Source organism: Actinomadura violacea (genome assembly GCF_017573465.1).
Lineage (GTDB): Bacteria > Actinomycetota > Actinomycetes > Streptosporangiales > Streptosporangiaceae > Spirillospora > Spirillospora violacea.
Window position 1 is genome coordinate 94,325 of record NZ_JAGEPF010000008.1, and the last position, 23,843, is coordinate 118,167.

Consider the following 23,843-nt stretch of genomic DNA (forward strand, 5'->3'; position numbering starts at 1 on the left):
CCCGGCGCCGCGCGGCCGTTCGGGCGGGTCCGCGGCGGGCTGGCAGACTCGTGCCATGAGCATCAGCTATCCGCGGCAGAGCGCCCGCACCCGCCGTTTCACCCTCGGCGTCCCGCGCGCCTTCCAGATCGCGCCGGACGGGACGCGCGCCGCGTTCCTGCGCACCAGGGCGGGCGACGATCCGGTGACCTGCCTGTGGACGCTGGACACCGGCACCGGCGAGGAGCGCCTCGTCGCCGACCCGGCCGCGCTGGACGTGCCGGGCGAGGAGAACCTGCCCGCCGAGGAGCGGGCCCGCCGTGAGCGCGCGCGCGAGCAGGCCGGCGGGATCGTCGGGTACGCCACGGACCGGGAGATGAGGCAGGCCGTCTTCGCCCTGGGCGGGCGCCTCTACGTCGCCGACCTGGAGAGCGGGCAGATCCGGGAGCTGCCCGCGCAGGCGCCGGTGTTCGACCCGCGCCCCGACCCGGCGGGCCGCCGCGTCGCCTACGTGTCCGGGCGGACGCTGCGGGTGATCGAGATGGACGGCTCGGAGGACCGCGCCGTCGTGCAGCCGGAGTCGGAGCAGATCTCCTACGGCCTCGCCGAGTTCGTCGCGGCGGAGGAGATGGGCCGGATGCGCGGCCACTGGTGGTCGCCGGACGGCGGGACGCTGCTGGTCGCGCGGGTGGACGAGACGCCGGTGCAGCGCTGGCACATCGCCGACCCCGCCAACCCGGACCGGACGCCCGCCGAGATCGCCTATCCGGCGGCGGGCACCCCGAACGCGCTGGTGTCGCTGGTGCTGGTGAAGGTGGACGGCGGGCGGCTCGGCGTCGCGTGGGACCGCGGCATGTTCCCCTACGTCGTCACCGCGTCGTGGGACCGGCACGGCCTGCTGATCGTGGTGCAGCCGCGCGACCAGCGGTCGCAGCGGGTGCTGCGGGTCGACCCGTCCAACGGGGAGACGTCGCTGGTGCACAACGAGCACGACCCGGTGTGGACCGACATCGTGCCGGGCCTGCCCGCGCACACGGGGGCGGGCGAGCTGGTCTGGGTCAGCGAGGACCGCGAGACCGACACGCGCCGGATCACGGTCGGCGGGAAGCCGGTCACGCCGGGCGGGCTGCAGGTCCGCTCGATCCTCGGCGTGGAGGGCGGGTCGATCCTGTTCACGGCGTCGGAGGAGCCCACCGAGGTGCACCTCTACTCCTACGACGCGGGGGAGATCGTCCGGCTGACGGAGGGCCAGGGCGTGTTCGGCGGGGTGCGGGCGGCCGGTGTGACGATCGTCACGGGCGCGCGGCTGGACCGTCCGGGCACCGAGGTGGAGGTGCGCGAGCCGTCCGGGATCCACCCGGTCGCGTCGTTCGCCGAGACGCCGGTGATCACGCCGCGGGTGGAGCTGCTGCGCGCCGGGGACCGCGAGATCCGCACCGCCGTGGTGCTGCCGACCGGCTGGAAGCCCGGCGACGGGCGGCTGCCCGTCCTGATGGACCCCTACGGCGGCCCGCACGCGCAGCGAGTGCTGGCCGTCCAGCGGGCGTACTGCGAGGCGCAGTGGCTCGCCGACCAGGGCTTCGCCGTGGTGATCGCGGACGGCCGCGGCACGCCGGGCCGCGGCCCGGTCTGGGACCGGGCGGTCCGCGCCGACTTCGTCGAGCCGGTGCTGGAGGACCAGATCACCGCGCTGATCGAGGCGGCGCGGCTGCATCCGGCGGCGCTGGACCTGGACCGGGTCGGCATCCGCGGCTGGTCGTTCGGCGGCTGGCTCGCGGCGCTTGCGGTGCTGCGCCGCCCGGACGTGTTCCACGCGGGCATCGCGGGCGCGCCGGTCACCGACTGGCGGCTGTACGACACCCATTACACCGAGCGCTACCTCGGCCACCCGGACGAGGAGCCGGAGGCGTACGAGGCGAACTCGCTGATCGGGATGGCCGGCGACCTGAAGCGGCCGCTGATGATCATCCACGGGCTGGCGGACGACAACGTCGTCGCCGCGCACACGCTGCGGCTGTCGTCGGCGCTGCTGGCCGCCGGCCGCCCGCACACCGTCCTGCCGCTGTCGGGCGTCACCCACATGACCCCGCAGGAGGTCGTGGCGGAGAACCTCCTGCTGGTCCAGGTCGAGTACCTCAAGTCCGCCCTCGCCCGTTGAGTTGCGGCGTGTCGTCCTTAAAAGCGGCCTCATGAGGACGACACGCCGCAAGTGAACGCGGTTCAGGTCGCGGGGGCGCGGGACGCGGGGCCGTGCCAGGAGCTCCAGAGGGCGGCGTAGGAGCCGTTCTCGGCGAGGAGCTCGTCGTGGGTGCCGAGCTCGGTGATCCGGCCGTCCTCCACGACGGCGACGCGGTCGGCGTCGTGCGCGGTGTGCAGCCGGTGCGCGATCGCCACGACGGTCCGGCCGTCCAGGACGGCGGCGAGCGTGCGCTCCAGGCGGCGCGCGGCGCGCGGGTCGAGCAGCGACGTCGCCTCGTCCAGCACCAGCGTGTGCGGGTCCGCGAGGACGAGCCGGGCCAGCGCGAGCTGCTGCGCCTGCGCGGGCGACAGCGCCGCGCCGCCCTCGCCGACCTCGGCGTCCAGGCCCGGGCCGTCCCAGTCGACCGTCGCCAGCACCTCGCGGATCCGGGCGTCGGAGGCGTCCGGGCGGACCATCGCCAGGTTCTCGCGCAGCGTTCCGCGGAACACGTGGTGCTCCTGCGTGACGAGCGCGACGTGCCCGCGCAGGTCGTCCAGGGGCAGCTCGACCAGCGGGACGGGCGCGTCCGACCCGACCGTGACCGCGCCCGAGCGCGGGCCGTCGATCCCGGCGAGCAGGCGGCCCAGCGTGGACTTGCCCGCGCCGCTCGGGCCGACCATCGCCAGCCGCTCCCCCGGCCGCAGGTCGAGGTCGACGCCGTGCAGGACGTCGCGGCCCGTCCGGTAGGAGTAGCGGACGCCGCGCGCGGTGAGCCGCTCGCCGTCGGGCCGCCGGTCGCCCGTCTCGCGGTCCGGCGGGACGTTCCCGACGCCGAGCAGCCGGGCCAGCGACGCGCCGCCGAGCTGCAGCTCGTCCAGCTGCGACAGCAGCATGTCGACCGGCTCGATCAGCTGCTGGACGTACAGGGTCGCGGCGGTCACCTGCGCGAGCGAGGCCATCCCGTGCGCGTAGAACAGGCCGCCGAACAGCAGCGTCGTCGCGACGGGCAGCACGAACCCGAACTCGGCGACGGGGAACAGCACGGTCCGCAGCCGCAGCGTGTACCGCTCGGCGGCGTAGCTGCGGGCGATGTCGGCGTCGCCGCGGGCGTGCCGGCGGCCGGCGAGGCCGAACGCCTCGACGGTCCGGGCGCCGTGCACGGTCTCGGCGAGGCCGTCGGCGATCAGCGCCCAGGAGGCGTTCTCGCGCAGGTAGCCGTCCCGGCAGCGGGGCAGGTACCAGCGCATCACGCCCCACAGGACGGGGACCGACACCAGGCACGGCAGCGCGACCAGCGGCCCGTTGAGCAGCAGCGCGCCGAAGGTGAACGCGCCGACGACGATCGCGACGAGGGTCTCCGGCACGGCCTGGCGCAGCGAGGTGCCGAGCGTGTCGACGTCGCGGGACGCGCGGGTGACCAGGTCGCCGGTGCCGGCCCGCTCGACGGCCGACAGCGGCAGCCCGACGAGCCGGCCGACGAACTCCTCGCGCAGCTCGGCGAGGACGCGCTGGCCGAGCCGCGCGGAGGTGAAGTAGGCGTACCGGGTCAGCACGCCCTGGACGATGACGAACCCGGCGATGGCGAGCGCGGTGGTGTCGATGTGCGCGGTCCCGTCGCGGACGCCCTCGACCAGCTCGCCGAGCAGCCGGGGCGCGACGAGGCCGGCGACCGCGGCGAGCCCGTGCAGCGCCAGCGTCCCGGCGAGGGCGCGGGGGTGCCGCAGCGCGACGCGGCGCGCGTACGCCCGCACCTGCGCGGGCTCCGCGACCGGCAGGATCTCGGTGCTCACGTCGTTCGGCCCTTCCGTACTGCGGTTCGGTGGCTGTCGGTCTCAGGGGCGCGGGGCGCCCTCGCCGCGGGTGACGGCGGCGGCGTAGCGCGGCTCGGCGCGCAGCAGGTCGCGGTGCGCGCCCTCGGCGACGACCCGCCCGTCCTCGACGAACGCGACGTGCGCGGCGCGGTCCAGCATCAGCGGGCTGGTCGTGCACACGACCGTGGTGCGGCCGGCGCGGGCCTCGCCGAGCCGCTCGGCGATGCGGGCCTCGGTGTGCGCGTCGACGGCGCTGGTCGGCTCGACCAGGACGAGCACCTCGGGGTCGGCGGCGAGCGCGCGGGCCAGCCGGAGCCGCTGCCGCTGCCCGCCGGAGAACTCCCGTCCCGCCTCGGCGACGTGCCGGTCCAGGCCGGACGCGGCGGCGATGTCCTCGGCGGACGCCGCGCGCAGCGCCGCGTCCAGGACGGCCGGCGGCGTGCCGGGCGGCGCGAGGGCCTCGGCGAGGGGGCCGGCGAACAGCCGGTCCTCGTTGACCGCGACCAGGACGCGCCGGCGCAGCCCGGCGACCTCGCGCAGCGGGACGCCGGCGAAGTCGACGTCGCCGGGCGCGTACCGGCCGAGCCGGTCGGCGATGGCCTGCGCGTCGCGCGGCTGCGCGGCGGCGACCGCGGTGACCCGGCCGGGCCGCACCACCAGGCCGGAGGCGATGTCGACGAGCTCGGCGGGCCCGGCCGGGCGGGCGGTGCCGCGGTCGGGTTCCGGCTCCAGGTCGAGCAGCCGGACGACCCGCCGCGCCGCCACCAGCCCCTTGGTGACCTTGCTGGCGGCCTCGCCGATCGTCCGCAGCGGGACGATCAGGAACACCGCGTAGCCGTAGCAGGACACGAGGTCGCCGACGCCGATCTCGCCGCGCGCCACGTAGTGCGCGCCGGCCCAGGTCACGGCGGCGATCAGCAGGCCGGGCAGGAGCACCTCGGCCCCGGAGATCCGGGACTCGGCGCGGGCGGCGGCGACGCCGGCGTCGCGGACCCGGCCGGACAGGGCGCGGTAGCGGCCGGAGAACAGCCGCTCGCCGCCGATGCCGCGCAGGATCCGCAGCCCCTCGACGAGGTCGGTGGCGCGGCCGTTCAGCTCGCCGACCAGTTCCCGATGGGCCTCCTCGCGCTCGCGGAACGGGCGCAGCAGCGGGGCCGCGAGCAGCAGCACGAGCGGGACGCCGAGCAGCACGATCAGCCCGAGTTTCGGCGCGGTCGCGAGCAGCACGGCCGCGACCACGACGATCGCGACGACGGCGCCGGAGCCGCGGCAGATGATGTCGATGACGTCGCCGAGGTGCGCGACGTCGGACAGGCCGATGCTGACGACCTCGCCCGCGCCGAGCCGCTTCGGCAGCGTCGCGCCGAGCCGGGTCGCGTGCCGGGTGACGATCTGCACGGTCCGGTAGGCCGACGACAGCCACAGGAACACCGCGCGCCGGTGCCGGAGGACGCCGGTCAGTGCCTGGACGCCGCCGAGGGCGAGCAGCACGCCCGTCCAGGCGAGCAGCGCCGTGTCGTCGCGGCCGGCGACGCCGTCGCCGATGGCGCGGCCGATCGCGGCGGGCATGAGCGCCTGGCTGAGCATCCAGCCGACGCCGAGCAGGCCGCCGGCGAGCACGCCCCGCCACTCGGCGCGCAGCAGCCACAGCAGGAACCCGGCGGGTGATCTGTGGTCGGGGCTGCCCGGATCTTTCTCCGGCAACGGTTTCACCGGACGAAGATATGCGGCGAGAGGCCGCGAGTTCGAACGATTTTTCATCCCGCGCCGACCGCCCGTAAGGCCCGGGTCAGCGCCGCCGGGCGGGTTCGCGGGCCGTCCGTAACCCGCCCCGCGGACGATCACAGGGGTGCGCCCGGACGGGCGGACGCGCTAAGGTCGGAGGGCACGGAGCGAGGTCCCTCCCGCTCCTCGAGCCGGGACTCCGGCGGCTACGCAGATGCCGCTCCCCCGGTGCGGTCCGGCCCCGACGTCCTGCGCACCGCAGGAATAACCGGAACGGTCCGGCCGTTGCCAGTGCCGTCGCCAGCCCCGACTTTTCCGGAAGCTTAGTGAGCACTATCAGTCACCAGACGCATCCCTTCACGCCAGGGGCCGAGGACAGGGTCGACCTGCTCCTCATCGACGACGACCCCGCCGACGTGCTGATGGTCGAGAAGATGCTCGCCGACAGCGGTCTGGACGCGCTGATCACCGTCGCGGCGGACCTGCCGACCGCGCGCCGCCGGCTGACCCGCCGCACGCAGTGCATCGTCGTCGACCTGTCGGCGCCCGGCATCGACCGGCTGGACGGGCTGCGGCAGGTGCTGGACATGTCCGGGACGGCCGCGGTGGTGGTGCTGACCGGGCTGGACGACGCGGGCCTCGGCGTCCGCGCGGTCGCCGCCGGAGCCGAGGACTACCTGGTCAAGCAGGAGGTCGACGGCCCGCTGCTGGCCCGCGCGGTGCGCTATGCCATAGAGCGCAAGAGGTCGGAGGAGACCGAGCGGCGGCTGGTGGAGGCGCGCATCCTCGGCCGCGAGAACGCGCGGCTGGAGCGCGGGCTGCTGCCCGTCCCGCTGATCGACGACCCGTCGCTGCGGCACCACACCCGCTACCGGCCCGGCCGGCGGCGGGCGCTGCTCGGCGGCGACTTCTACGACACGGTGCAGACCGAGGGCGGCGCCGTCCACCTGATGATCGGCGACGTGTGCGGGCACGGCCCGGACGAGGCGGCGCTCGGCGTGCAGCTGCGGATGGCGTGGCGGACGCTGGTGCTGGCCGGGCACACCGGCGAGCAGCTGCTCGGCACGCTGGACACCGTCCTCGGGCACGAGCGGCGCAGCGAGGAGATCTTCACCACCCTCTGCATGATCACGATCGCGCCGTCGCGGCGGACCGCGCGGATGCACCTGGCGGGGCATCCGGCGCCGCTGCTGTTCCGCGAGGGCGCGGGCGGCGGCTCGGAGGTCGCGGCGCTGCCGGAGTACGCGCACGGCCCGGCGCTCGGCCTGGTGCCGGGCGCGGAGTGGCCGACGACGGAGATCGACCTCGGCGAGTCGTGGGGGCTGATGCTCTACACCGACGGGCTGATCGAGGGGCGGGTCGGCGCGGGCTCGGCGCGGCTCGGCACCGACGGGCTGGTCGGGCTGGCGCGCGAGGCGCGCGGCCGGGGCGCGTCCGGGCGGTCGCTGATCGACGAGCTGGTGACCGAGGTGGAGAACCTCAACGGGGACGCCCTGACCGACGACCTGGCGGTGCTGCTGCTGTCCCGGCAGGCCACCGCGTCGTGATCTTCGTCACGGCGGCGTCCTGACGCACACCCGGCGGCGCGCGGTCAATGTCGTCTGGGTCACTGCGAGGGCGAGTTCCCGTACGCTCTGTGAAGTCACTCACGATCATCGAGGGCCCGTGGCGCGGGGAGGCCCGCCCCGGCTCGGTTCATAGCCTGCGGCTATCGGATTGAGTGCGCTGATGACTTGGCGCTCTTGTCCAAATTGGACATAACGTTCGCCGCGTGGCTATAGCGATACCTGCGATCTATCGATCGACCGTCGGCAAGAAGGCCGTCATGGCCGTGACCGGCGCAGTCCTGGTGCTGTTCCTGATCGCGCACATGATCGGAAACCTGAAGATCTTCCTCGGCGAGGGGGACTTCGACCACTACGCGCACTGGCTGCGCACGATAGGCGAGCCCGCCCTCCCGCACCGGGTGCTGCTGACGATCGTCGAGATCGTGCTGACGGTCTCGGTCGTCCTGCACATCTGGTCGGCGGTGTCGCTCGGCAAGCGCGCCGCGCACGCGCGGCCCGTGAAGTACCAGTCGAAGAAGAAGTCGCACGCGCAGGGCTACGCCACGCACACCATGCGGTACGGCGGCATCATCGTCGCGCTGTTCATCATCTGGCACCTGCTGGACCTCACCTTCTTCGCGGTGAACCCGCTGGGCTCCGACGCCACCCCCTACGACCGCGTCATCGCCGACTTCGACGGCTCCCGCTGGTACATCACCATCTGGTACGTCCTGGCGGTCCTGCTGGTCGGCCTGCACCTCAACCACGGCATCTGGAGCGCGTTCCAGACCCTCGGCCTGCGCAGCCCGCGCAGCAACGGCGCGCTGCGCGCCCTCGCGGGCGGCGTCGCCGGCGTGGTGACCCTCGGCTTCATCGCCGTCCCGATCTCCGTCACCTTCGGATGGGTGAGCTGACATGAGCGACAGCTTCTACAAGTCCGGCGAGCCGGTCGTCGACGGCAAGGCGCCCAAGGGCCCCATCGAGGACCGCTGGACGACGCGCAAGTTCGAGGCCAAGCAGGTCAACCCGGCCAACAAGCGCAAGAAGAAGATCATCATCATCGGCACCGGGCTGGCGGGCGGCTCGGCCGGCGCCACCCTCGGCGAGGCCGGCTACCACGTCCAGCAGTTCTGCTTCCAGGACAGCCCGCGCCGCGCCCACTCGATCGCCGCGCAGGGCGGCATCAACGCCGCGAAGAACTACCGCAACGACGGCGACAGCGTCTACCGGCTGTTCTACGAGACGGTCAAGGGCGGCGACTTCCGGTCCCGCGAGTCCAACGTGTACCGGCTCGCCGACATCTCCCGGCAGATCATCGACCAGTGCGTCGCGCAGGGCGTCCCGTTCGCCCGCGAGTACGGCGGCCTGCTCGACAACCGCTCGTTCGGCGGCACGCAGGTGTCCCGCACGTTCTACGCCCGCGGCCAGACGGGCCAGCAGCTGCTGCTCGGCGCCTACCAGGCGCTGATGCGCCAGGTCGACGCCGGGAACGTGGAGCTGTACCCGCGGCACGAGATGCTCGACCTGATCATGGAGGACGGCCGGGCGCGCGGCGTCGTCGTCCGCAACCTGATCGACGGCGAGATCAAGCACTACACCGCCGACGCGGTCGTGCTGGCGTCCGGCGGCTACGGCAACGTGTACTTCCTGTCCACCAACGCGATGGGCTCGAACGTCACCGCGTCCTGGCGCGCGCACCGGCACGGCGCCCTGTTCGCCAACCCGTGCTACACCCAGATCCACCCGACCTGCATCCCGGTCAGCGGCGACCACCAGTCCAAGCTGACGCTGATGTCGGAGTCGCTGCGCAACGACGGCCGCGTCTGGGTGCCGAAGAAGGGCGGCGACACCCGCAGGCCGTCCGACATCCCCGAGGACGAGCGCGACTACTACCTGGAGCGCATCTACCCGTCCTTCGGCAACCTGGTGCCGCGCGACATCGCCTCCCGCGCCGCCAAGAACGTCTGCGACGAGGGACGCGGCGTCGGCCCCGGCGGCCTCGGCGTCTACCTCGACTTCGCCGACGCGATCGAGCGGCTCGGCCGCGACAAGGTCGAGGCCAAGTACGGCAACCTCTTCGAGATGTACGAGCGCATCACCGGCGAGAACCCGTACGACACGCCGATGCGCATCTACCCGGCCGTGCACTACACGATGGGCGGGCTGTGGGTCGACTACGACCTGGAGTCGACCATCCCGGGCCTGTTCGTGATCGGCGAGGCGAACTTCTCCGACCACGGCGCGAACCGGCTCGGCGCGTCCGCGCTGATGCAGGGCCTCGCCGACGGCTACTTCGTGCTGCCGAACACCATCAACGACTACATCGCCCGCAACGCGCTCCCGCCCGTCGACGAGAAGAACATCGCCGCGGCCGAGGAGCGGGTCGCGTCCCGCATCGAGAAGTTCCTGTCGATCGACGGGGACCGCTCGGTCGACTCCTTCCACCGCGAGCTCGGCCACATCATGTGGGAGTACTGCGGCATGGAGCGCACCGAGGAGGGCCTGCGCAAGGCGCTGGAGCTCATCCCGGCGCTGCACGAGGAGTTCTGGAAGCGCGTCAAGGTCACCGGCAAGGGCGAGGAGCTGAACCAGCAGCTCGAGAAGGCCGGCCGGGTCGCCGACTTCTTCGAGCTCGCCGAGCTGATGGTGATCGACGCCCTGCACCGCACCGAGTCCTGCGGCGGCCACTTCCGCGCCGAGAGCCAGGACGAGGACGGCGAGGCCAAGCGCGACGACGACAACTTCGGCTACGTCGCCGCCTGGGAATGGGCCGGCGAGGGCGAGCAGCCCGTCCTCCACAAGGAGGACCTGAACTTCGAATACGTCCACCCGACGCAGAGGTCGTACAAGTAATCATGAAGCTCACACTGCGCGTCTGGCGCCAGAGCGGCCCCCAGGACAAGGGGAAGATGGTCGAGTACAGGCTCGACGACATCTCCCCGGACGCCTCGTTCCTGGAGATGCTGGACGTCCTCAACGAGAAGCTCATCGCCGACGGCGGCGAGCCGGTGGCGTTCGACCACGACTGCCGCGAGGGCATCTGCGGCATGTGCTCGCTGGTCATCAACGGGACCCCGCACGGCCCCGAGGAGCGCACCACCACCTGCCAGCTGCACATGCGCAAGTTCAAGGACGGCGAGGTCATCGACGTCGAGCCGTGGCGCGCCAAGGCGTTCCCGGTCGTCAAGGACCTGGTGGTGGACCGCTCCGCGTTCGACCGGATCATCCAGGCGGGCGGCTACATCACCGCGCCGACCGGCACCGCCCCGGAGGCGCACTCCACGCCCGTGCCGAAGCCGGACGCCGACCGCGCGTTCGAGGCCGCCGAGTGCATCGGCTGCGGCGCCTGCGTCGCGGCGTGCCCGAACGGCTCGGCGTCGCTGTTCCTCGGCGCGAAGGTCACCCACCTCGGCCTGATGCCGCAGGGCCAGCCGGAGCGCTGGGACCGCGTCGTGTCGATGCTGGACACCCACGACGACGAGGGCTTCGGCGGCTGCACGAACACCGGCGAGTGCACCGTCGCGTGCCCGAAGGGCATCCCGCTCGACGTGATCGGCAGCCTGAACCGCGACTACCTGAAGGCGACGGCCGGCGGCAAGAAGCGCTGACGGTTTCCCCAGGCCACGGCCCCGCTCGGAGTACCGGGCGGGGCCGCTCTAATCTTGGCGCATGACGATTACCCTGGTCCCCTACCACCAGGACGAGCGCCTGCCCGGCGCGACGTTCCCGCTCCCCGAGGCCGAGGTGGTCACGGTCGCCCGCGAGTTCCCCGAGGGCGACGTGTGGACGCGGATCGCCGCGCTCTACGAACCGGTCGCCGCCGAGGTCGCCGCGCAGGTCGCGGACGGAAAGGTCCCGTCGGTGGTCTCCGGTGACTGCCTGGTCTCCGAGGCCGTCCTCGCGGGCGCGCAGCGCGCCGGGGTGGACGCCTCGATCGTGTGGTTCGACGCGCACGGCGACGTCCAGACGCCGGAGACGTCCACGTCCGGGTACATCGGCGGGATGCCGCTGCGGCAGATCCTCGGCGACCACCCCGAGCTGCTGGCGTCGCGGCTGGGCCTGCGCCCGCTGCCGGAGGACCGGGCCGTCCTGGTGGACGCCCGGGACCTCGACCCGGCCGAGGCCGAGTTCCTCGCCTCCTCGCGGGTGCGGCGCTGCTCGGTGGACGACATCGACCTGCCGGACGGTCCGCTCGTCCTGCACGTCGACGTGGACGTGGTCGACAAGGCGGACCTGCCGGGCCTGAAGTTCCCCGTCGGCGGCGGCCCGTCGTTCGACGCCGTGGTGGCGGCCGTGCAGCGGGTGAAGGCGACCGGCCGCGTCGCCGCCGTCGACATCGCGTGCCCGTGGCATCCGCCGCGGCCTGGCGACGACGACGTCCGCGCCCGCCTGCTGGCCGCGCTGCTGGCTTCCTGACCCGTCCCGAAAGCACCGTCCGGCGGCGCCCGGTGCACTAGCATCACGCTCAATGCACGTGCATAAGGAGTGTGCATATGCATGAGCACATGCCGGGCGTTCCGGCGAAATCACTCGCGGTGCACCGGGCGCTCCTCTGCGTGGACGTCGAGAGCTACGGCGGACGGGCGAACTGGGACCAGCTCGCCGTGCGCGCCGGACTGTTCGACGCCCTCGACGCGGCGCTCGCCGAGTCCGGCGTGCCCGCGCACTGGCGCACGTGCGAGGACCGGGGCGACGGGGCCCTGGTCCTCGTCACGCCGGAGGTGCCCAAGGAGCGCCTCGCCGGGCCGTTCCCCGAGCACCTGGCGGCCCGCATCGAACGGCACAACGCCGCCGCCGAGCCCGGCGCGCGGATCCGGCTGCGCGCCGCCCTGCACGCCGGCGAGGTGCACTACGACGACCGCGGTGTCGCGGGCACCGCGGTCAACGTCGCGTTCCGGCTGCTGGAGGCGGCACCGCTCAAGGCCGCCCTGCGCACCTCGCCGGGCGTTCTCGCCGTGATCGCGTCCGACTGGATCTACCAGGAGGTCGTCCAGCAGAACCGCACCTGCCGCGCCGCCGCCTACCAGCGCGTCCGCGTCTCGGTGAAGGAGACGCGGGCGCCCGCCTGGGTCCGGTCACTGCCCGCCGGGCCCGCCGCCGAGATGCCGGTGGCGGCCGCCGCCCCGGTCGGCGGAGCGGTGCGCCGCTCCCCCGCACGCGCGCGCCGTCCCGCCGCCCGCCCGTCCGCCCCGCGCGGCCCGGCGCGGGAACGGGCCCGGCTGGACCCCGGCGACCCGGGCGGACCGGTCGGGTGACGGATGCCCGGCCGGTCGGGCCGTTCCTAACGTTGGTCGCGTTCCCAGACGAAGGAGAAGGCGATGAACGACAAGGAACTGGCGGGCCGGGTGGCGGAGCTGGCCGACCGGGCGGAGCTGACCGAGCTGGTCGCGCGGTTCTTCGGCTCGATCGACGACCGGCAGCGGGACGCCGGCGCCCACCCGTTCGACGAGGCGTGGGCGCGGGCGTTCTTCACCGAGGACGCCGAGTTCCGCTACCCCGTCGGCACCTACACCGGGCACGCCGCCGAGCTGATGGACCTGACCATGGACAACTTCGGGCTGACCCAGCACCTCGCCGGCATCCCGGCGATCACCGTGGACGGCGACCGGGCGGCGGTGCGGTGGAGCGCCGTCCACCACCATGTGCACCCGGCGTCCACGCAGGAGGCGCGCGGCGACCGCCTCGGTGAGACGTTCGTGTCGGGCGGGCACTACGACGCGGAGGCCGTCCGCACGCCGGACGGCTGGCGGTTCCGCGCGGTCTCGCTGTCGGTCGCGTGGACGACCGGCAAGCCGCCGCTGGTGCCGCCGGAGCGCCGCGAGGCCATGGCCCGCCTCGCCGCGTCCTGAACGGGCACGTCCTGAACGGGTCAGGGGCGGACGCGGCAGTGCAGTTCGAGGCCGGGGACGGCGTCCCAGCCGATCAGCCGGACGAGCTTGTCGATGTGCGCCGAGACGGAGTGCAGGACGAGCAGCCCCTCGCGTCCGGCCAGGTCGCGGGCCTCGACGGTGAAGGCGCGCAGGCCCGCGACGTCGATGAAGTCGACGCCGGTGAGGTCGACGTGCAGGTCGCCGTCGACGCGGGCGCGGGCGGCGCGCAGGGCGCGTTTGAGGTCGTCGGCATTGGACACGTCCACCTCACCGGACATGCGCAGCCAGGGGGCGTCCGCGGCGCCCTCGATGCGCAGCAGCGGGGTGTCGAGTTCGACGACGTCGTAGCGGGGAGCGGTGCGCTCCGGGCGCGGCCCGCCGGGACCGCCCTCCCCGCCGGTGATCCGCCAGACCGTCATCCGCTCCTCGCCCTTCGGGACCGGGGCGCCGCCTACCGTGGGCACGCCCGTATATGCCACGATCTCACCTGTTGACACCTTCTGGACCCCACCACGCGGGAAAACCGCCATCGGGAGGCTTTTCATGGACGAGAAGGCGATCCTGGAGCGGATCCACGAGTTCATCGACGAGGAGCACGCGCTCCGGCAGGCGCATGAGCGGTCGGAGACCTCCGGCGCGGACGCCCGGGAGCGGCTGCGGGAGCTGGAGGTCGCCCTCGACCAGTGCTGGGACCTGCTGCGCCAGCGCCGCGCGAGGATCGACGCGGGCCAGAACCCCGAGGAGGCGCGGGTGCGCCCGGCGAGCGAGGTCGAGGGCTACCGCCAGTAGCCCGCTCACGGCACCATCCAGGACAGCACGCCGGTGGACTGCAGCCCCGACAGGACGCACATGCCGGCGAGGAACAGCAGGCTCCACAGCACGACGCGGCGGAAGATGTCGCCTTCGCGGCCGTCCAGGCCGACGGCGGCCGCGGCGATCGCGAGGTTCTGCGGCGAGACCATCTTGCCGAGGACGCCGCCGGAGCTGTTGGTGGCGGCCATCAGGATGGGCGACAGGTCGGCCTTGTTCGCGGCGGTGATCTGCAGGGCGCCGAACAGGGAGTTGGACGAGGTGTCCGAGCCGGTGACGGCGGTGCCGAGCCAGCCGAGGACCGGGGACAGCACGGCGAAGGCGCCGCCGGCGCCCGCCATCCAGGTGCCGAGGGTGACGGTCTGGCCGGAGGCGTTCATGACGAACGCGAGCGCGAGCACGGCCATGACGGTGACGATCGCCCAGCGGAGCTGGACGAGCGTGGTGCCGTAGGCGCGGAGCGCGCGCATCGCGCCGACGCGCAGCACGAGCATGGTGATGAGGCCCGCGACCAGCATCTGCGTGCCGGGCGTGGTGAAGTAGTTGAGGGTGAAGGTGGGCAGCGTCGACGGCTTGCCGGACGCGCCCGTGATGTGCAGGCCGGGCCAGCCGAACGTCTGCGTCGCGCCGTTCAGCCAGTTCTTGACCTGGTCGATCTGGCAGACGACGAACACCGCGATGATGATCGCGTAGGGGGCGTAGGCGCGGACGACGTCGGCGCGCGGGTCGGCGGGCGCCTCGCCGCGTCCGGCGCGGGCGGCGAACCCGGGGGTGGGCTCGTCGGCGGCGCCGCCGGCGATGACGGGGCGGGCCGGGGCGTGCGGGCGGCGCAGCCGGACGACCAGAACAACGGCGGCGGCCGACACCAGCGACGCGACGACGTCGGCGAGCGGCACGGAGACGAAGTTGGCGGTGACGTACTGCGCGACGCCGAACGCGGCGCCGCAGAACAGCGCGGTCGGCCACGTCTCGCGGACGCCGCGCCGCCCGTCGGCGATCAGCACCAGGATCAGCGGGACGAACACGGCGAGGATCGGGGTCTGCCGTCCGACCATGGCGCCGAGCGTGTCGCTGGACTGGCCGGTGACCTTGCCGAGCGTGAGGATCGGGGTGGCCATCGCGCCGAACGCGACGGGCGCGGTGTTGGCGGTGAGCGCGAGGACGGCGGCCTTGAGCGGCTGGAAGCCGAGCGCGATCAGCATGACGGAGGTGACCGCGACCGGGGTGCCGAATCCGGCGAGCGCCTCCAGCAGCGCGCCGAAGGAGAACGCGATGAGGATCGCCTGCAGCCGCTGGTCGTCGCTGACCTGCGCGAACGTGCGGCGCAGCACGTCGAAGTGGCCGGTCGCGACGGTGATGTTGTAGACCCAGAGGGCGTTGATGACGATCCACAGGATCGGGAAGAAGCCGAACGCGGCGCCTTCGCTTCCGGCCAGGAACGCCTGCCCGGCCGGCATCCCGTACGTCCAGATCGCGACGGCCAGGGAGACGGCCAGCGCGATCAGGGACGCCGTCCAGGCGCGCATCCGGACGCCGCCGAGCAGCACGAACAGCACCGCCAGCGGCAGCGCCGCGACCAGCGAACTCCAGCCGAGCGAGCCGGCGACGGGATCGAGGACCTGTCGGTACACGGGATCACCTCGCATAGGGAGCGGCCCCCGAGTAGACGATCGATACCCCGCGATGTGGCCCGTCTCACATTGATGGTGAACTTTTCAACCAGTCAGGGCTCCGCGCCCCCGTCAGAGCAGCGGGAGCAGCCGGGCCGGGGTGATCGGCAGGTCGCGGACGCGGACGCCGGTCGCGTGGTGCACGGCGTTCGCGACGGACGCGGCGGCGCCCACGATGCCGATCTCGCCGATGCCCTTGGACCCCATCGGGTTCAGGTGCGGGTCGGACTCCTCCACCCACGCGGCGTCCACGTCGCGGACGTCCGCGCAGGCCGGCACGTGGTACTGGGCGAGGTCGCGGTTGACGTAGTCGCCGAACCGCGGGTCCATGACGCTCTCCTCCATCAGCGCCATGCCGATCCCCATCGTCATGCCGCCGATGAACTGCGACCGCGCGGTCTTCGGGTTGATGATCCGGCCGGCGGCGAACACGCCGAGCATCCTGCGGACCCGGACCTCGCCGGTGTCGGCGTCGACCTCGACCTCGGTGAACTGCGCGCCGAACGCGTGCCGGGCGTACTCGTCGCGGGCGTCGAGCTCCGCGGCGGTGTCGGCGGACGCCTCCAGCCCGCCGGGCGGGACCGACCCGTTCATCTTCCCGCGCAGCGACTCGCACGCGCGGACGACGGCGGTCCCCCAGCTCGCCGTGCCGGCGGAGCCGCCCGCGACGGTCGCCTCAGGCAGCGAGCTGTCGCCGATCTCGACGGTCACCCGGTCGGCGTCGGCCTTGAGCGCCTCGGCGGCGATCAGCGTGAGCGCGGTGCGGGCGCCGGTGCCGATGTCGGCGGCGGCGATCCGGACGGTGAACGTCCCGTCCTCGTCGGCGCGCGCGGTGGCCTTGTTGGGCCGCATGTAGGCGGGGTAGGTGGACGCGGCGACGCCCATCCCGACGAGCTTGCGGCCCTCCCAGTGCCCCCCGGGCGCGGCGTCGCGGTGCTCCCAGCCGAACCGGTCGGCGCCCTCGCGCAGGCACGCGACGAGGTTGCGGGAGCTGAACGGCAGCCCGCTCTCCGGCTCGCGGTCGGTGTCGTTGCGGATCCGCAGCTCGACCGGGTCGACGCCGGCGGCGAACGCCAGCTCGTCCATCGCCGACTCCAGCGCGAACATGCCGGGCGTCTCGCCGGGCGCCCGCATCCACGACGGCGTCGGGACGTCGAGGCGGGCGAGCCGGTGCGAGGTGCGCCGGTTGGCCGCCTGGTACACCACGCGGGTCGGGGTCGCGGTCTGCTCGGCGAACTCGGTGAGGGTCGACGACTGCTCGAACACCTCGTGGATGATCGAGTTCAGCGTCCCGTCGGCGTCGGCGCCGAGCCGGAACCGCTGGATCGTCGGCGTCCGGTAGCCGGTGGTGGCGAACATCTGCTGGCGCGGCACCGCGAACTTCACCGGACGGCCCACCGCGCCCGCCGCCATCGCCGCGAGCACCACGTTGGGCCGCGGCGTGCCCTTGGACCCGAACCCGCCGCCGACGTGCGGGGAGATGACCCGCACGTGGGTGCGGTCGAGGCCGAACACCTGGGCGACGATCTCCTGCGTCGGCGACGAGCCCTGGGTGGAGTCGTAGAGCGTGAGGGTGCCGTCGTCGTTCCACCGCGCCGCGGTCGTGTGCGGCTCCATCGGGTTGTTGTGCTCCGCCGGCGTCGTGTACGTGGCGTCCACGCGCACCGCGGAGCCGTTGAAGGCGCCTTCCGGGTCGCCCTGCTCGGTGTCGGCCGGGAACACCGGGTTCACCGTGTCGGGCTTGTAGAGGCGCGGGTCGTCCGCACTGAGCCGCGCGTCGAACGGCTCGGACACGTAGTCGACGCGGACGTGCCGCGCCGCCTCCCGCGCGATGTCCAGCGTCTCGGCGACGACCATCGCGACGAACTGGCCCCGGTAGGAGACCGTCCGGGACTGGAACAGCGCCAGCTCCGCGTCCGGGACCTCGTGCAGGTGCGGCGCGTTCTCGCAGGACAGGACGGCCAGGACACCCGGGATCCGCAGCGCGGCGTCCGCGTGCACCTCCGTGATCTCGCCCTTGGCGATGGTCGACTGCACGGCCGCGGCGTAGGCCGGGTCGTCCAGCGGATACTCGTAGGCGTAGCGGGCCGCCCCGGTGACCTTCTCGCGGCCCTCCAGCCGGTCGGTCATGACTGTTCCCCCAGCTCGGTCAGCGTCCGAACGATCAGGTTGCGCGCGAGCGGCACCTTGTAGGCGTTGTCGCGCAGCGGCTCGGCGAGGTCCAGCTCGGCCTCGGCGGCACGCTGGAACTCCTCGCCGATCGCCGGGGCGCCGCGCAGCGCCTCCTCGGCGCGGCGGGCCCGCCACGGCTTGTGCGCGACGCCGCCGAGCGCGATCCGCACGTCCCGGACGGTGCCGCCCTCCACGTCGAGCGCCGCCGCGATCGACACCAGCGCGAACGCGAACGACGCGCGCTCGCGGACCTTGCGGTACCGGGACGGGATGTCCAGCGGCGGCACCTCCACGGCCGTGATGAGGTCGCCGCTCTCCAGCACCGTGTCGCGCTGCGGGTCGTTGCCGGGCAGCCGGTGCAGGTCGCCGATCGGGATCGTCCGCTCGCCGCCGCGGCCCCGGACGTGCACGGACGCGTCGAGCGCGGCGAGCGCCACCGCCATGTCGGACGGGTGCGTCGCGACGCACGCCTCGGAGTGGCCGAGGATCGCGAGGTTGTGGTTGTCGCCGTCCCGGGCCGGGCAACCGCTGCCCGGGTCCCGCTTGTTGCACGGCTTGTCGGCGTCCTGGAAGTAGGAGCAGCGCGTCCGTTGCAGCAGGTTGCCGCCGACCGTCGCGAGGTTGCGGATCTGCCCGGACGCCCCCGCCAGGACGGCCTGCGCCAGCATCGGCTGGCTCTCGCGCACCGTCCGGTCCGCCGCGAGGTCGCTGTTGCCGACGGCGGCGCCGATGAGCAGGCTCCCGTCCGGCCGCAGCTCGATCTCGCCGTAGGGCAGGCGGGACACGTCGACGAGGCGGGCCGGCTCCTCCACGCCGAGCCGCATCAGGTCGACGAGGTTGGTGCCGCCGCCCAGGTAGTAGGCGCCGTCCTCGTGCAGTCGCAGGGCGTCGTCGGCGGTGGCGGCGCGCTCGTACGCGAAGGGCCTCATGCCTTGGCCTCTTCCGCCTGCGTCTTGCGCGCCGCCTCGCCGACCGCCTTGACGATGCCCGTGTACGCGCCGCACCGGCACAGGTTGCCGCTCATGCGCTCGCGTATCTCGTCGTCGTCCAGGACGGGGTCGCCGCGCAGGTCCTCGGTCACCGCGCTCGGCCAGCCGCGCTCCGCCTCGTCGAGGACGGCCGTCGCGGAGCAGAGCTGGCCTGGCGTGCAGTACCCGCACTGGAAGCCGTCCTGCTCGATGAACGCCTCCTGGAGCGCGCTGAGCCGGCCGTCCCGCGCGAGCCCCTCGACCGTGACGACCTCCGCGCCGTCGTGCGCGACGGCGAGCGCCAGGCACGCGTTCGCCCGGCGGCCGTCCAGCAGGACGGTGCACGCGCCGCACTGCCCGTGGTCGCAGCCCTTCTTGGAGCCGGTCAGCCCGAGGTCCTCGCGCAGCGTGTCCAGCAGCGACGCGCGCGTGTCGACGCGGAGCCGGTGCTCGGTCCCGTTCACGAGCAGCGTGATCTCGGCATGTACCGGGGTGACTTCGCTGTCCATGCCCCGGCCCCTACCCCGTTCGCAGGTGAGCAGTCAGTTCGCCGCCGAGCGGTCAGGGAGTCCAGCGGCGCTGCCCGGTCTCCTTCTCGTAGGGCTGCGGATCGGGATAGGTCAGCAGCTCGAAGGTGCTGCCCCACGGCGTCCGCGCGTACTGGTACCGGTTGCCGGGGCCGGCCTCGGGGCCCGGCAGCGGCTGCGGATCGCCGAGCAGCACCCCGCCCGCGTCCTGGACGCCGCGCGCCGCCGCGTCGAGGTCGTCCACATAGAACCCGACGTGTTGCCAGCCGAAGTCGCTCGGCAGCGCCGGCGGGCGGCGCTCGGTGCCGCGGAACTCGAACAGCTCCAGGCCCGGGCCGTTCGGCAGCCGCAGCATCCGCATCGCGACCTCCTCGGTGCCCGCGGGCACGCCGAGGCGCCGCTCTGTCTCCGGCCCGGCGACCGGCCCGTCCTCCCGCCGCAGCGTGTCGTACAGCGGCCGTGCCCCGAGGACGGCGCCGAAGAACGTAGTGGCCGCCTCCAGGTCCGGGACGGTCACCCCCACATGATCGATCCCCCGCACGCTCATACCGCTGGGAATGCCCGGCCGTCCCCCGCCCAACCCGTGGCGGAGGTCACGTGACCTGCGGCGGAGCGGACCGCGGTCAGCGGCCGCGGCGGCGCGGGCGGAGCCGGTAGAGGCGGTACCAGGCCAGCGCGGAGAACAGGAGGCCGAGCCCGGCCGCGATGCCGAGGTCCACGCCCCAGGCGCCCACGGCGTGCTTCCACGCCGGGTCGGCGCCGCCCGCGTGCGGCATGATCGCGTCGAGGTCGATGGTCGCGGCGGCCGCGCCGAACCCCCACCGCGACGGCGACAGCCACGCCAGCTGCTCCAGGCCCGGCTTGCCCGCGAGCCGCACCAGCCCGCCCGACAGCACGAGCTGCCCCATCGACAGCACGATCAGCAGCGGCAGCGTCTTCTCCGAGCTGTTCACCGACGCCGACACCAGCAGCCCCAGCGTCATCGACACCACGCCGAGCAGCGCCATCGCGAGCATCAGCTCCGGCAGCACGGGCGCGAACGTCCCGGAGGACGGCAGCTTCACCCCGATCGTCCCGATCAGCACCAGCACGACCGCCTGCAGCGCCGTGATCACGCCGAGGACCAGCAGCTTCGACATCAGGTAGACGCCCGCCGACAGCCCCGCCGCGCGCTCCCGGCCGTAGATCGTCCGCTCCTTCACCAGTTCGCGGACGGCGTTGCCGGTGCCCGCGAAGCACGCCGCGAACGCCAGCACCATCAGCTTGGACGCGGCGTCGGCGTTCGGCGAGGGCCCGGTCAGCCCCTTCGGCGCGGGAATCGCGGCGCTCAGCCCGCCGAGGATCAGCGGCATCACCCCGAGCAGCACCAGGTAGCTGCGGTCCGAGGCGATCACCGCGAGGTAGCGCCGGCACAGCGTGCTGAGCTGCGCGAACCGGGACTGCTGCCGCGGCGGCGGCGCGGGCACCGCCGTGTCGGCCTGGACGGCGCCGCCCTGCCGGCCGCTCTCCACGTACCGGGTATGGCGCGGCGACCCGCGGAACTCGGTGGCCCAGTCGCGGTCCGGCTCCCGGTCGAACGCCTGGAACACCTCCGCCCACGACTTCTTCCCGAAGTGCTCCAGCCCCTCGGCGGGCGGCCCGTAGTAGGCGAGCCGGCCGCCCGGGACCAGCACGAGGAGCCGGTCGCAGGCGTCCAGGTTCGCGACGCTGTGCGTGACGACGATGACCGTCCGGCCGTCGTGCGCCAGCTCCCCCAGCATCTCCATGACCGTCTTGTCCAGGCCCGGGTCGAGGCCGGACGTCGGCTCGTCCAGGAACAGCAGCGACGGCTTGGTCAGCAGCTCCAGCGCGACGCTGACCCGCTTGCGCTGCCCGCCCGACAGCCGGTCGATGCGGGTCTCGGCGTGCGCGGTCATGCCCAGTTCCCCGATCACCTCGTCGACCCGCTGCTCGCGCTCCTGCTTGCGGGTGTCGCCGGGGAACCGCAGCTCGGCGGCGAACAGCAGCGCCCGCCGCGTGTCGAGCTGGGTGTGCAGGATGTCCTCCTGCGGGACGAGCCCGATGCGGTGCCGCAGCTCGTCGTAGTCGGAGTACAGGTCGCGGCCGTCGTAGCGGACCGTGCCCTCGGTCGCGGGACGCGTGCCGGTGACGGCGCCGAGCAGCGTGGACTTGCCCGCGCCCGACGGCCCGATCACCCCGACCAGCGAGCGCTCCGGGATCGGGAAGCCGACCCCGTCCAGGATCACCTTGCCCTCGGGCGTCCGGACGATCAGGTCCTCCACCGACAGCGACACGTCGCCGGTGTCGACGTACTCCCGCAGCTCCTCGCCGACCAGCTGGAACGTCGCGTGCCCGACGCCGAGCAGGTCGTTCTCGGTGAACTCCGCCGACTCGACCCGGTTGCCGTTGACGTAGGTGCCGTTGTGGCTGCCGAGGTCGACGATCCGGTGCCGTCCCGGGCCGAGGCTGCGCAGTTCGGCGTGGTGCCGCGACACCACCAGGTCCGGCACGACGATGTCGTTGTCGGCGGCGCGGCCGATCCGCAGCGTCTTCGGCGCCACCCGGATGATCTGGCTGGGGTTGCGGTCGACGCTCGGCCGGAACGGCGCGGCCGGTTCCGGCCGCGGCGGCGGGGGCGGGACCGTGCGGGGCAGCGGCGGCCGCTGCGGGACGGGCGGCGCCGTGCCCGACGGAGGTCGCGGGGTGCCCGACGGAGGTCGCGGGGTGCCCGACGGAGGTCGCGCCGTGCCCGACGGAGGTCGCGCCGTGCCCGACGGAGGTCGCGCCGTGCCCGACGGAGGTCGCGGGGTGCCCGACGGAGGTCGCGGAGCGCCCGAGGCTGGTTGCGGGGTGCCCGAGCCTGGATAGGGAGCGCCCGACGGCGGGCGCGGGGTTCCCGCCGCCGGGCCGCGCGGCGCCGGCGGCCGGACGGGCGCGGCCCCGCGTCCGGCGGCCGGCGGGTACACCTGGCGGCGGCTCGGCGGCGGGCTCTCCGGGAAGCACGCCAGCTCCTCGCCGTCGGTCGCGTGGCCGAGCAGGAACGTCCGGTGCCCGCCGATCTCCATCCGCTCGACGCGCCCGCCCTGGCAGAACGTGCCGTTGCTGCTGCCGGAGTCCTCGATCAGCCAGCCGTCCGGGCCCGACCGCAGCACCGCGTGCCACCACGAGACGCGCGGATCCGACAGCGCGATGTCGGACGCGGGGTCGCGGCCGATGCGGTAGGAGCCCCCCGGGCGCAGCCGGTGCACCCGGTCCCGCGTGCGGACGACGAGAACGGGCGCGGCGAGCGATTCGGCGGAAGGTCCGGCCGTCATGCGGGGAGTGTAAGTCCTCGCCCCGGAAATGTCCCGGCCCGTTTTTCCGCCCGGCATTCCCGGGACTCCGGTCCCATTGACAGGGCCCGGCCGCGGGAATTGAGTGAACGCCATGGCGAAACCGCCGGGCGCGGCCGCCGTCACCCGGATCGACCGCCTTCCGCGGCGGCGCCGGCCACGGTGGCTCACCGTCCTGATCAGCGCCGTCCTGCTGGTCGTGGTGCTTGTCGTGGCCGCGGACCGGGGCGGTGTCCTGCTCGCGCAGCACGAGATGGCCGTGCAGATCAAAAAGGAGGGATTCCCGGCGACGCCGAAAGTGACGATCAAGGGAATCCCGTTCCTCACCCAGGTCGTGTCCCGTCACTTCGGCGATGTGCGGCTCGAGGCGAGCAGAATCACCGAGGGCCCCTTGCGCATCACGAACCTCAAAGTGCGCGCGCGGGACGTCCGGGTCGATTCGGGGTTCGGCAGCGGCACGCTCGGCAGCGTGGACGGCACCGCGTTCGTCAGCTTCAAGGACCTCGCGAGCGCGAGCGACAATCCCGACCTGGTGCTGACGGCCGCCGGGAACAACCTGGTGAAGGCCAAGATGGACCTCGGCATCACCGACGCGACCGCCACCGCGACCGTCACCAAGCAGGGGAACAGCATCGTGGTGAAGACGCAGTCGATCGAGGGGTTCTCGCGCTCCGACCTCGGCGACGACCTCGACTTCACCGTCCCGGTGAAGGGCCTGCCGATGGGGTTGTCGTTCCAGAGCGTGACGGTCTCGTCGAACGGCGTGGGCCTGCACGTCACCGGCCGGAACGTGAAGTTCAGCGACTCCTGACCCGCCGGCGGACGGCCGTCAGCCGGAATCGGTGATGATCTCGGCGACCTGCCGGGCCGTCTCGGTCGGCAGCGGCGCGGGCAGCCCCTTCCACCTGCGGGACGCCGCCATCGCGGCCGCGCCCGCCCCGCCCCCGTACGCCAGCGCCGTGACGAACGACGCCAGCTCCGGCGGCAGCTTGCGCTCCAGCAGCTGCACGTTCATCCGGTACGACGCCGCGGTCGCCATGACGCCGAGCGCCCCCGCGAGCGCGCCGAACCGCAGTGCGGGCACCCGCTTGCGCGCCTTGGTGATCATTTCCTGCTGCGCGGCGTCGATCACCTGCCGGACGAGTGCCAGGTTCTCCTCCACCGGATCGTCCTTGATCTTCGCCGCCGCTCGCGACTTGGCCATGACCGGGGCTTACCCGTTGCATTGCGAAGGATTCAGGGGAGCAGATGTC

The 23,843-nt window shown here is 73.5% G+C and carries 20 protein-coding genes; 10 read left to right on the forward strand and 10 right to left on the reverse strand.

Annotation, left to right across the window (positions count from 1 at the left end; genetic code table 11):
• Positions 1 to 55: 55 nt before the first annotated feature.
• Complete coding sequence (locus J4709_RS13610; protein WP_208240820.1) at positions 56 to 2,137, forward strand: S9 family peptidase; 2,082 nt, start codon at positions 56 to 58, stop codon at positions 2,135 to 2,137.
• A 62-nt stretch (positions 2,138 to 2,199) separates the two neighbouring features.
• Here J4709_RS13610 and J4709_RS13615 read toward each other — a convergent pair whose 3' ends face one another.
• Both J4709_RS13615 and J4709_RS13620 read right to left on the reverse strand, forming a co-directional pair.
• A complete protein-coding gene (locus J4709_RS13615) occupies positions 2,200 to 3,948 on the reverse strand; it encodes an ABC transporter ATP-binding protein (protein ID WP_208240822.1) in 1,749 nt (582 codons plus the stop codon).
• A 42-nt stretch (positions 3,949 to 3,990) separates the two neighbouring features.
• A complete protein-coding gene (locus J4709_RS13620; RefSeq protein ID WP_307801216.1) occupies positions 3,991 to 5,682 on the reverse strand; it encodes an ABC transporter transmembrane domain-containing protein in 1,692 nt (563 codons plus the stop codon).
• Positions 5,683 to 6,020: 338 nt separating this feature from the next.
• Here J4709_RS13620 and J4709_RS13625 point away from each other — a divergent pair, with 338 nt between their 5' ends.
• The 7 genes from J4709_RS13625 (at position 6,021) to J4709_RS13655 (ending at position 13,090) form a co-directional block, all read left to right on the forward strand.
• On the forward strand, positions 6,021 to 7,241 hold the full coding sequence (locus J4709_RS13625) for a PP2C family protein-serine/threonine phosphatase (RefSeq protein ID WP_208240826.1): 1,221 nt from the start codon (positions 6,021 to 6,023) through the stop codon (positions 7,239 to 7,241).
• Positions 7,242 to 7,465: 224 nt separating this feature from the next.
• The gene (locus tag J4709_RS13630) at positions 7,466 to 8,155 is read left to right on the forward strand and encodes a succinate dehydrogenase cytochrome b subunit (RefSeq protein ID WP_443608356.1); all 690 of its coding nucleotides are present in this window, start codon (positions 7,466 to 7,468) and stop codon (positions 8,153 to 8,155) included.
• A gap of 1 nt (position 8,156) precedes the next feature.
• On the forward strand, positions 8,157 to 10,094 hold the full coding sequence (locus tag J4709_RS13635; protein ID WP_208240830.1) for a fumarate reductase/succinate dehydrogenase flavoprotein subunit: 1,938 nt from the start codon (positions 8,157 to 8,159) through the stop codon (positions 10,092 to 10,094).
• A 2-nt stretch (positions 10,095 to 10,096) separates the two neighbouring features.
• Entirely contained in the window at positions 10,097 to 10,849 is a 753-nt protein-coding gene (locus J4709_RS13640) for a succinate dehydrogenase/fumarate reductase iron-sulfur subunit (protein ID WP_208240832.1), read from the forward strand.
• 61 nt (positions 10,850 to 10,910) lie between these two features.
• The gene (locus J4709_RS13645; protein ID WP_208240834.1) at positions 10,911 to 11,657 is read left to right on the forward strand and encodes an arginase family protein; all 747 of its coding nucleotides are present in this window, start codon (positions 10,911 to 10,913) and stop codon (positions 11,655 to 11,657) included.
• A gap of 77 nt (positions 11,658 to 11,734) precedes the next feature.
• Entirely contained in the window at positions 11,735 to 12,496 is a 762-nt protein-coding gene (locus J4709_RS13650) for a nucleotidyl cyclase domain-containing protein (protein WP_208240836.1), read from the forward strand.
• A gap of 63 nt (positions 12,497 to 12,559) precedes the next feature.
• Positions 12,560 to 13,090: a nuclear transport factor 2 family protein gene (locus J4709_RS13655; protein WP_208240838.1), complete on the forward strand. Its 531-nt coding sequence runs from the start codon at positions 12,560 to 12,562 to the stop codon at positions 13,088 to 13,090.
• Between the two features lie 20 nt (positions 13,091 to 13,110).
• On the opposite strand, the gene J4709_RS55565 is transcribed toward J4709_RS13655, so the two are convergent.
• Positions 13,111 to 13,575: an STAS domain-containing protein gene (locus tag J4709_RS55565; RefSeq protein ID WP_208240840.1), complete on the reverse strand. Its 465-nt coding sequence runs from the start codon at positions 13,573 to 13,575 to the stop codon at positions 13,111 to 13,113.
• Between the two features lie 79 nt (positions 13,576 to 13,654).
• Between J4709_RS55565 and J4709_RS13665 the strand changes: the two genes are divergently transcribed.
• Positions 13,655 to 13,900, forward strand: coding sequence for a DUF2630 family protein (locus J4709_RS13665; RefSeq protein ID WP_208240841.1), 246 nt, complete (start codon positions 13,655 to 13,657; stop codon positions 13,898 to 13,900).
• Positions 13,901 to 13,905: 5 nt separating this feature from the next.
• Here J4709_RS13665 and J4709_RS13670 read toward each other — a convergent pair whose 3' ends face one another.
• The 6 genes from J4709_RS13670 to J4709_RS13695 form a co-directional block, all read right to left on the reverse strand.
• Positions 13,906 to 15,552 carry an L-lactate permease gene (locus J4709_RS13670; protein WP_208240843.1) on the reverse strand — a complete coding sequence of 549 codons (1,647 nt, stop codon included), beginning with the start codon at positions 15,550 to 15,552 and terminating at the stop codon, positions 13,906 to 13,908.
• 111 nt (positions 15,553 to 15,663) lie between these two features.
• The gene (locus J4709_RS13675; RefSeq protein WP_208240845.1) at positions 15,664 to 17,721 is read right to left on the reverse strand and encodes a xanthine dehydrogenase family protein molybdopterin-binding subunit; all 2,058 of its coding nucleotides are present in this window, start codon (positions 17,719 to 17,721) and stop codon (positions 15,664 to 15,666) included.
• Complete coding sequence (locus J4709_RS13680; RefSeq protein ID WP_208240847.1) at positions 17,718 to 18,692, reverse strand: FAD binding domain-containing protein; 975 nt, start codon at positions 18,690 to 18,692, stop codon at positions 17,718 to 17,720. The genes J4709_RS13675 and J4709_RS13680 overlap by 4 nt, the downstream gene beginning before the upstream one ends.
• Positions 18,689 to 19,240, reverse strand: coding sequence for a 2Fe-2S iron-sulfur cluster-binding protein (locus tag J4709_RS13685; protein ID WP_208240849.1), 552 nt, complete (start codon positions 19,238 to 19,240; stop codon positions 18,689 to 18,691). The genes J4709_RS13680 and J4709_RS13685 overlap by 4 nt, the downstream gene beginning before the upstream one ends.
• Positions 19,241 to 19,292: 52 nt before the next feature.
• Positions 19,293 to 19,805, reverse strand: coding sequence for a VOC family protein (locus J4709_RS13690; protein WP_208240850.1), 513 nt, complete (start codon positions 19,803 to 19,805; stop codon positions 19,293 to 19,295).
• A 76-nt stretch (positions 19,806 to 19,881) separates the two neighbouring features.
• Positions 19,882 to 22,572 (reverse strand): FHA domain-containing protein, encoded by a 2,691-nt coding sequence (locus J4709_RS13695; RefSeq protein WP_208240852.1) that lies wholly within the window; start codon positions 22,570 to 22,572, stop codon positions 19,882 to 19,884.
• Between the two features lie 112 nt (positions 22,573 to 22,684).
• Between J4709_RS13695 and J4709_RS13700 the strand changes: the two genes are divergently transcribed.
• Positions 22,685 to 23,401, forward strand: a complete 717-nt coding sequence (locus J4709_RS13700) for an LmeA family phospholipid-binding protein (protein ID WP_208240854.1) — start codon at positions 22,685 to 22,687, stop codon at positions 23,399 to 23,401.
• A gap of 18 nt (positions 23,402 to 23,419) precedes the next feature.
• Here the strand turns inward: J4709_RS13700 and J4709_RS13705 are convergent, their stop codons facing one another.
• Positions 23,420 to 23,794, reverse strand: coding sequence for a phage holin family protein (locus J4709_RS13705; protein ID WP_173096041.1), 375 nt, complete (start codon positions 23,792 to 23,794; stop codon positions 23,420 to 23,422).
• Positions 23,795 to 23,843: the final 49 nt, after the last annotated feature.

Bases quoted from the DNA above. Each gene is read 5' to 3' on its own strand.
- J4709_RS13700 (WP_208240854.1), top strand. From the start codon at position 22,685: ATGGCGAAACCGCCGGGCGCGGCCGCCGTCACCCGGATCGACCGCCTT.
- J4709_RS13690 (WP_208240850.1), bottom strand. From the start codon at position 19,805: ATGAGCGTGCGGGGGATCGATCATGTGGGGGTGACCGTCCCGGACCTG.
- J4709_RS13650 (WP_208240836.1), top strand. From the start codon at position 11,735: ATGCATGAGCACATGCCGGGCGTTCCGGCGAAATCACTCGCGGTGCAC.
- J4709_RS13695 (WP_208240852.1), bottom strand. From the start codon at position 22,572: ATGACGGCCGGACCTTCCGCCGAATCGCTCGCCGCGCCCGTTCTCGTC.
- J4709_RS13655 (WP_208240838.1), top strand. From the start codon at position 12,560: ATGAACGACAAGGAACTGGCGGGCCGGGTGGCGGAGCTGGCCGACCGG.
- J4709_RS13685 (WP_208240849.1), bottom strand. From the start codon at position 19,240: ATGGACAGCGAAGTCACCCCGGTACATGCCGAGATCACGCTGCTCGTG.
- J4709_RS13640 (WP_208240832.1), top strand. From the start codon at position 10,097: ATGAAGCTCACACTGCGCGTCTGGCGCCAGAGCGGCCCCCAGGACAAG.
- J4709_RS13610 (WP_208240820.1), top strand. From the start codon at position 56: ATGAGCATCAGCTATCCGCGGCAGAGCGCCCGCACCCGCCGTTTCACC.
- J4709_RS13705 (WP_173096041.1), bottom strand. From the start codon at position 23,794: ATGGCCAAGTCGCGAGCGGCGGCGAAGATCAAGGACGATCCGGTGGAG.
- J4709_RS13665 (WP_208240841.1), top strand. From the start codon at position 13,655: ATGGACGAGAAGGCGATCCTGGAGCGGATCCACGAGTTCATCGACGAG.
- J4709_RS13680 (WP_208240847.1), bottom strand. From the start codon at position 18,692: ATGAGGCCCTTCGCGTACGAGCGCGCCGCCACCGCCGACGACGCCCTG.
- J4709_RS13675 (WP_208240845.1), bottom strand. From the start codon at position 17,721: ATGACCGACCGGCTGGAGGGCCGCGAGAAGGTCACCGGGGCGGCCCGC.
- J4709_RS13645 (WP_208240834.1), top strand. From the start codon at position 10,911: ATGACGATTACCCTGGTCCCCTACCACCAGGACGAGCGCCTGCCCGGC.
- J4709_RS13635 (WP_208240830.1), top strand. From the start codon at position 8,157: ATGAGCGACAGCTTCTACAAGTCCGGCGAGCCGGTCGTCGACGGCAAG.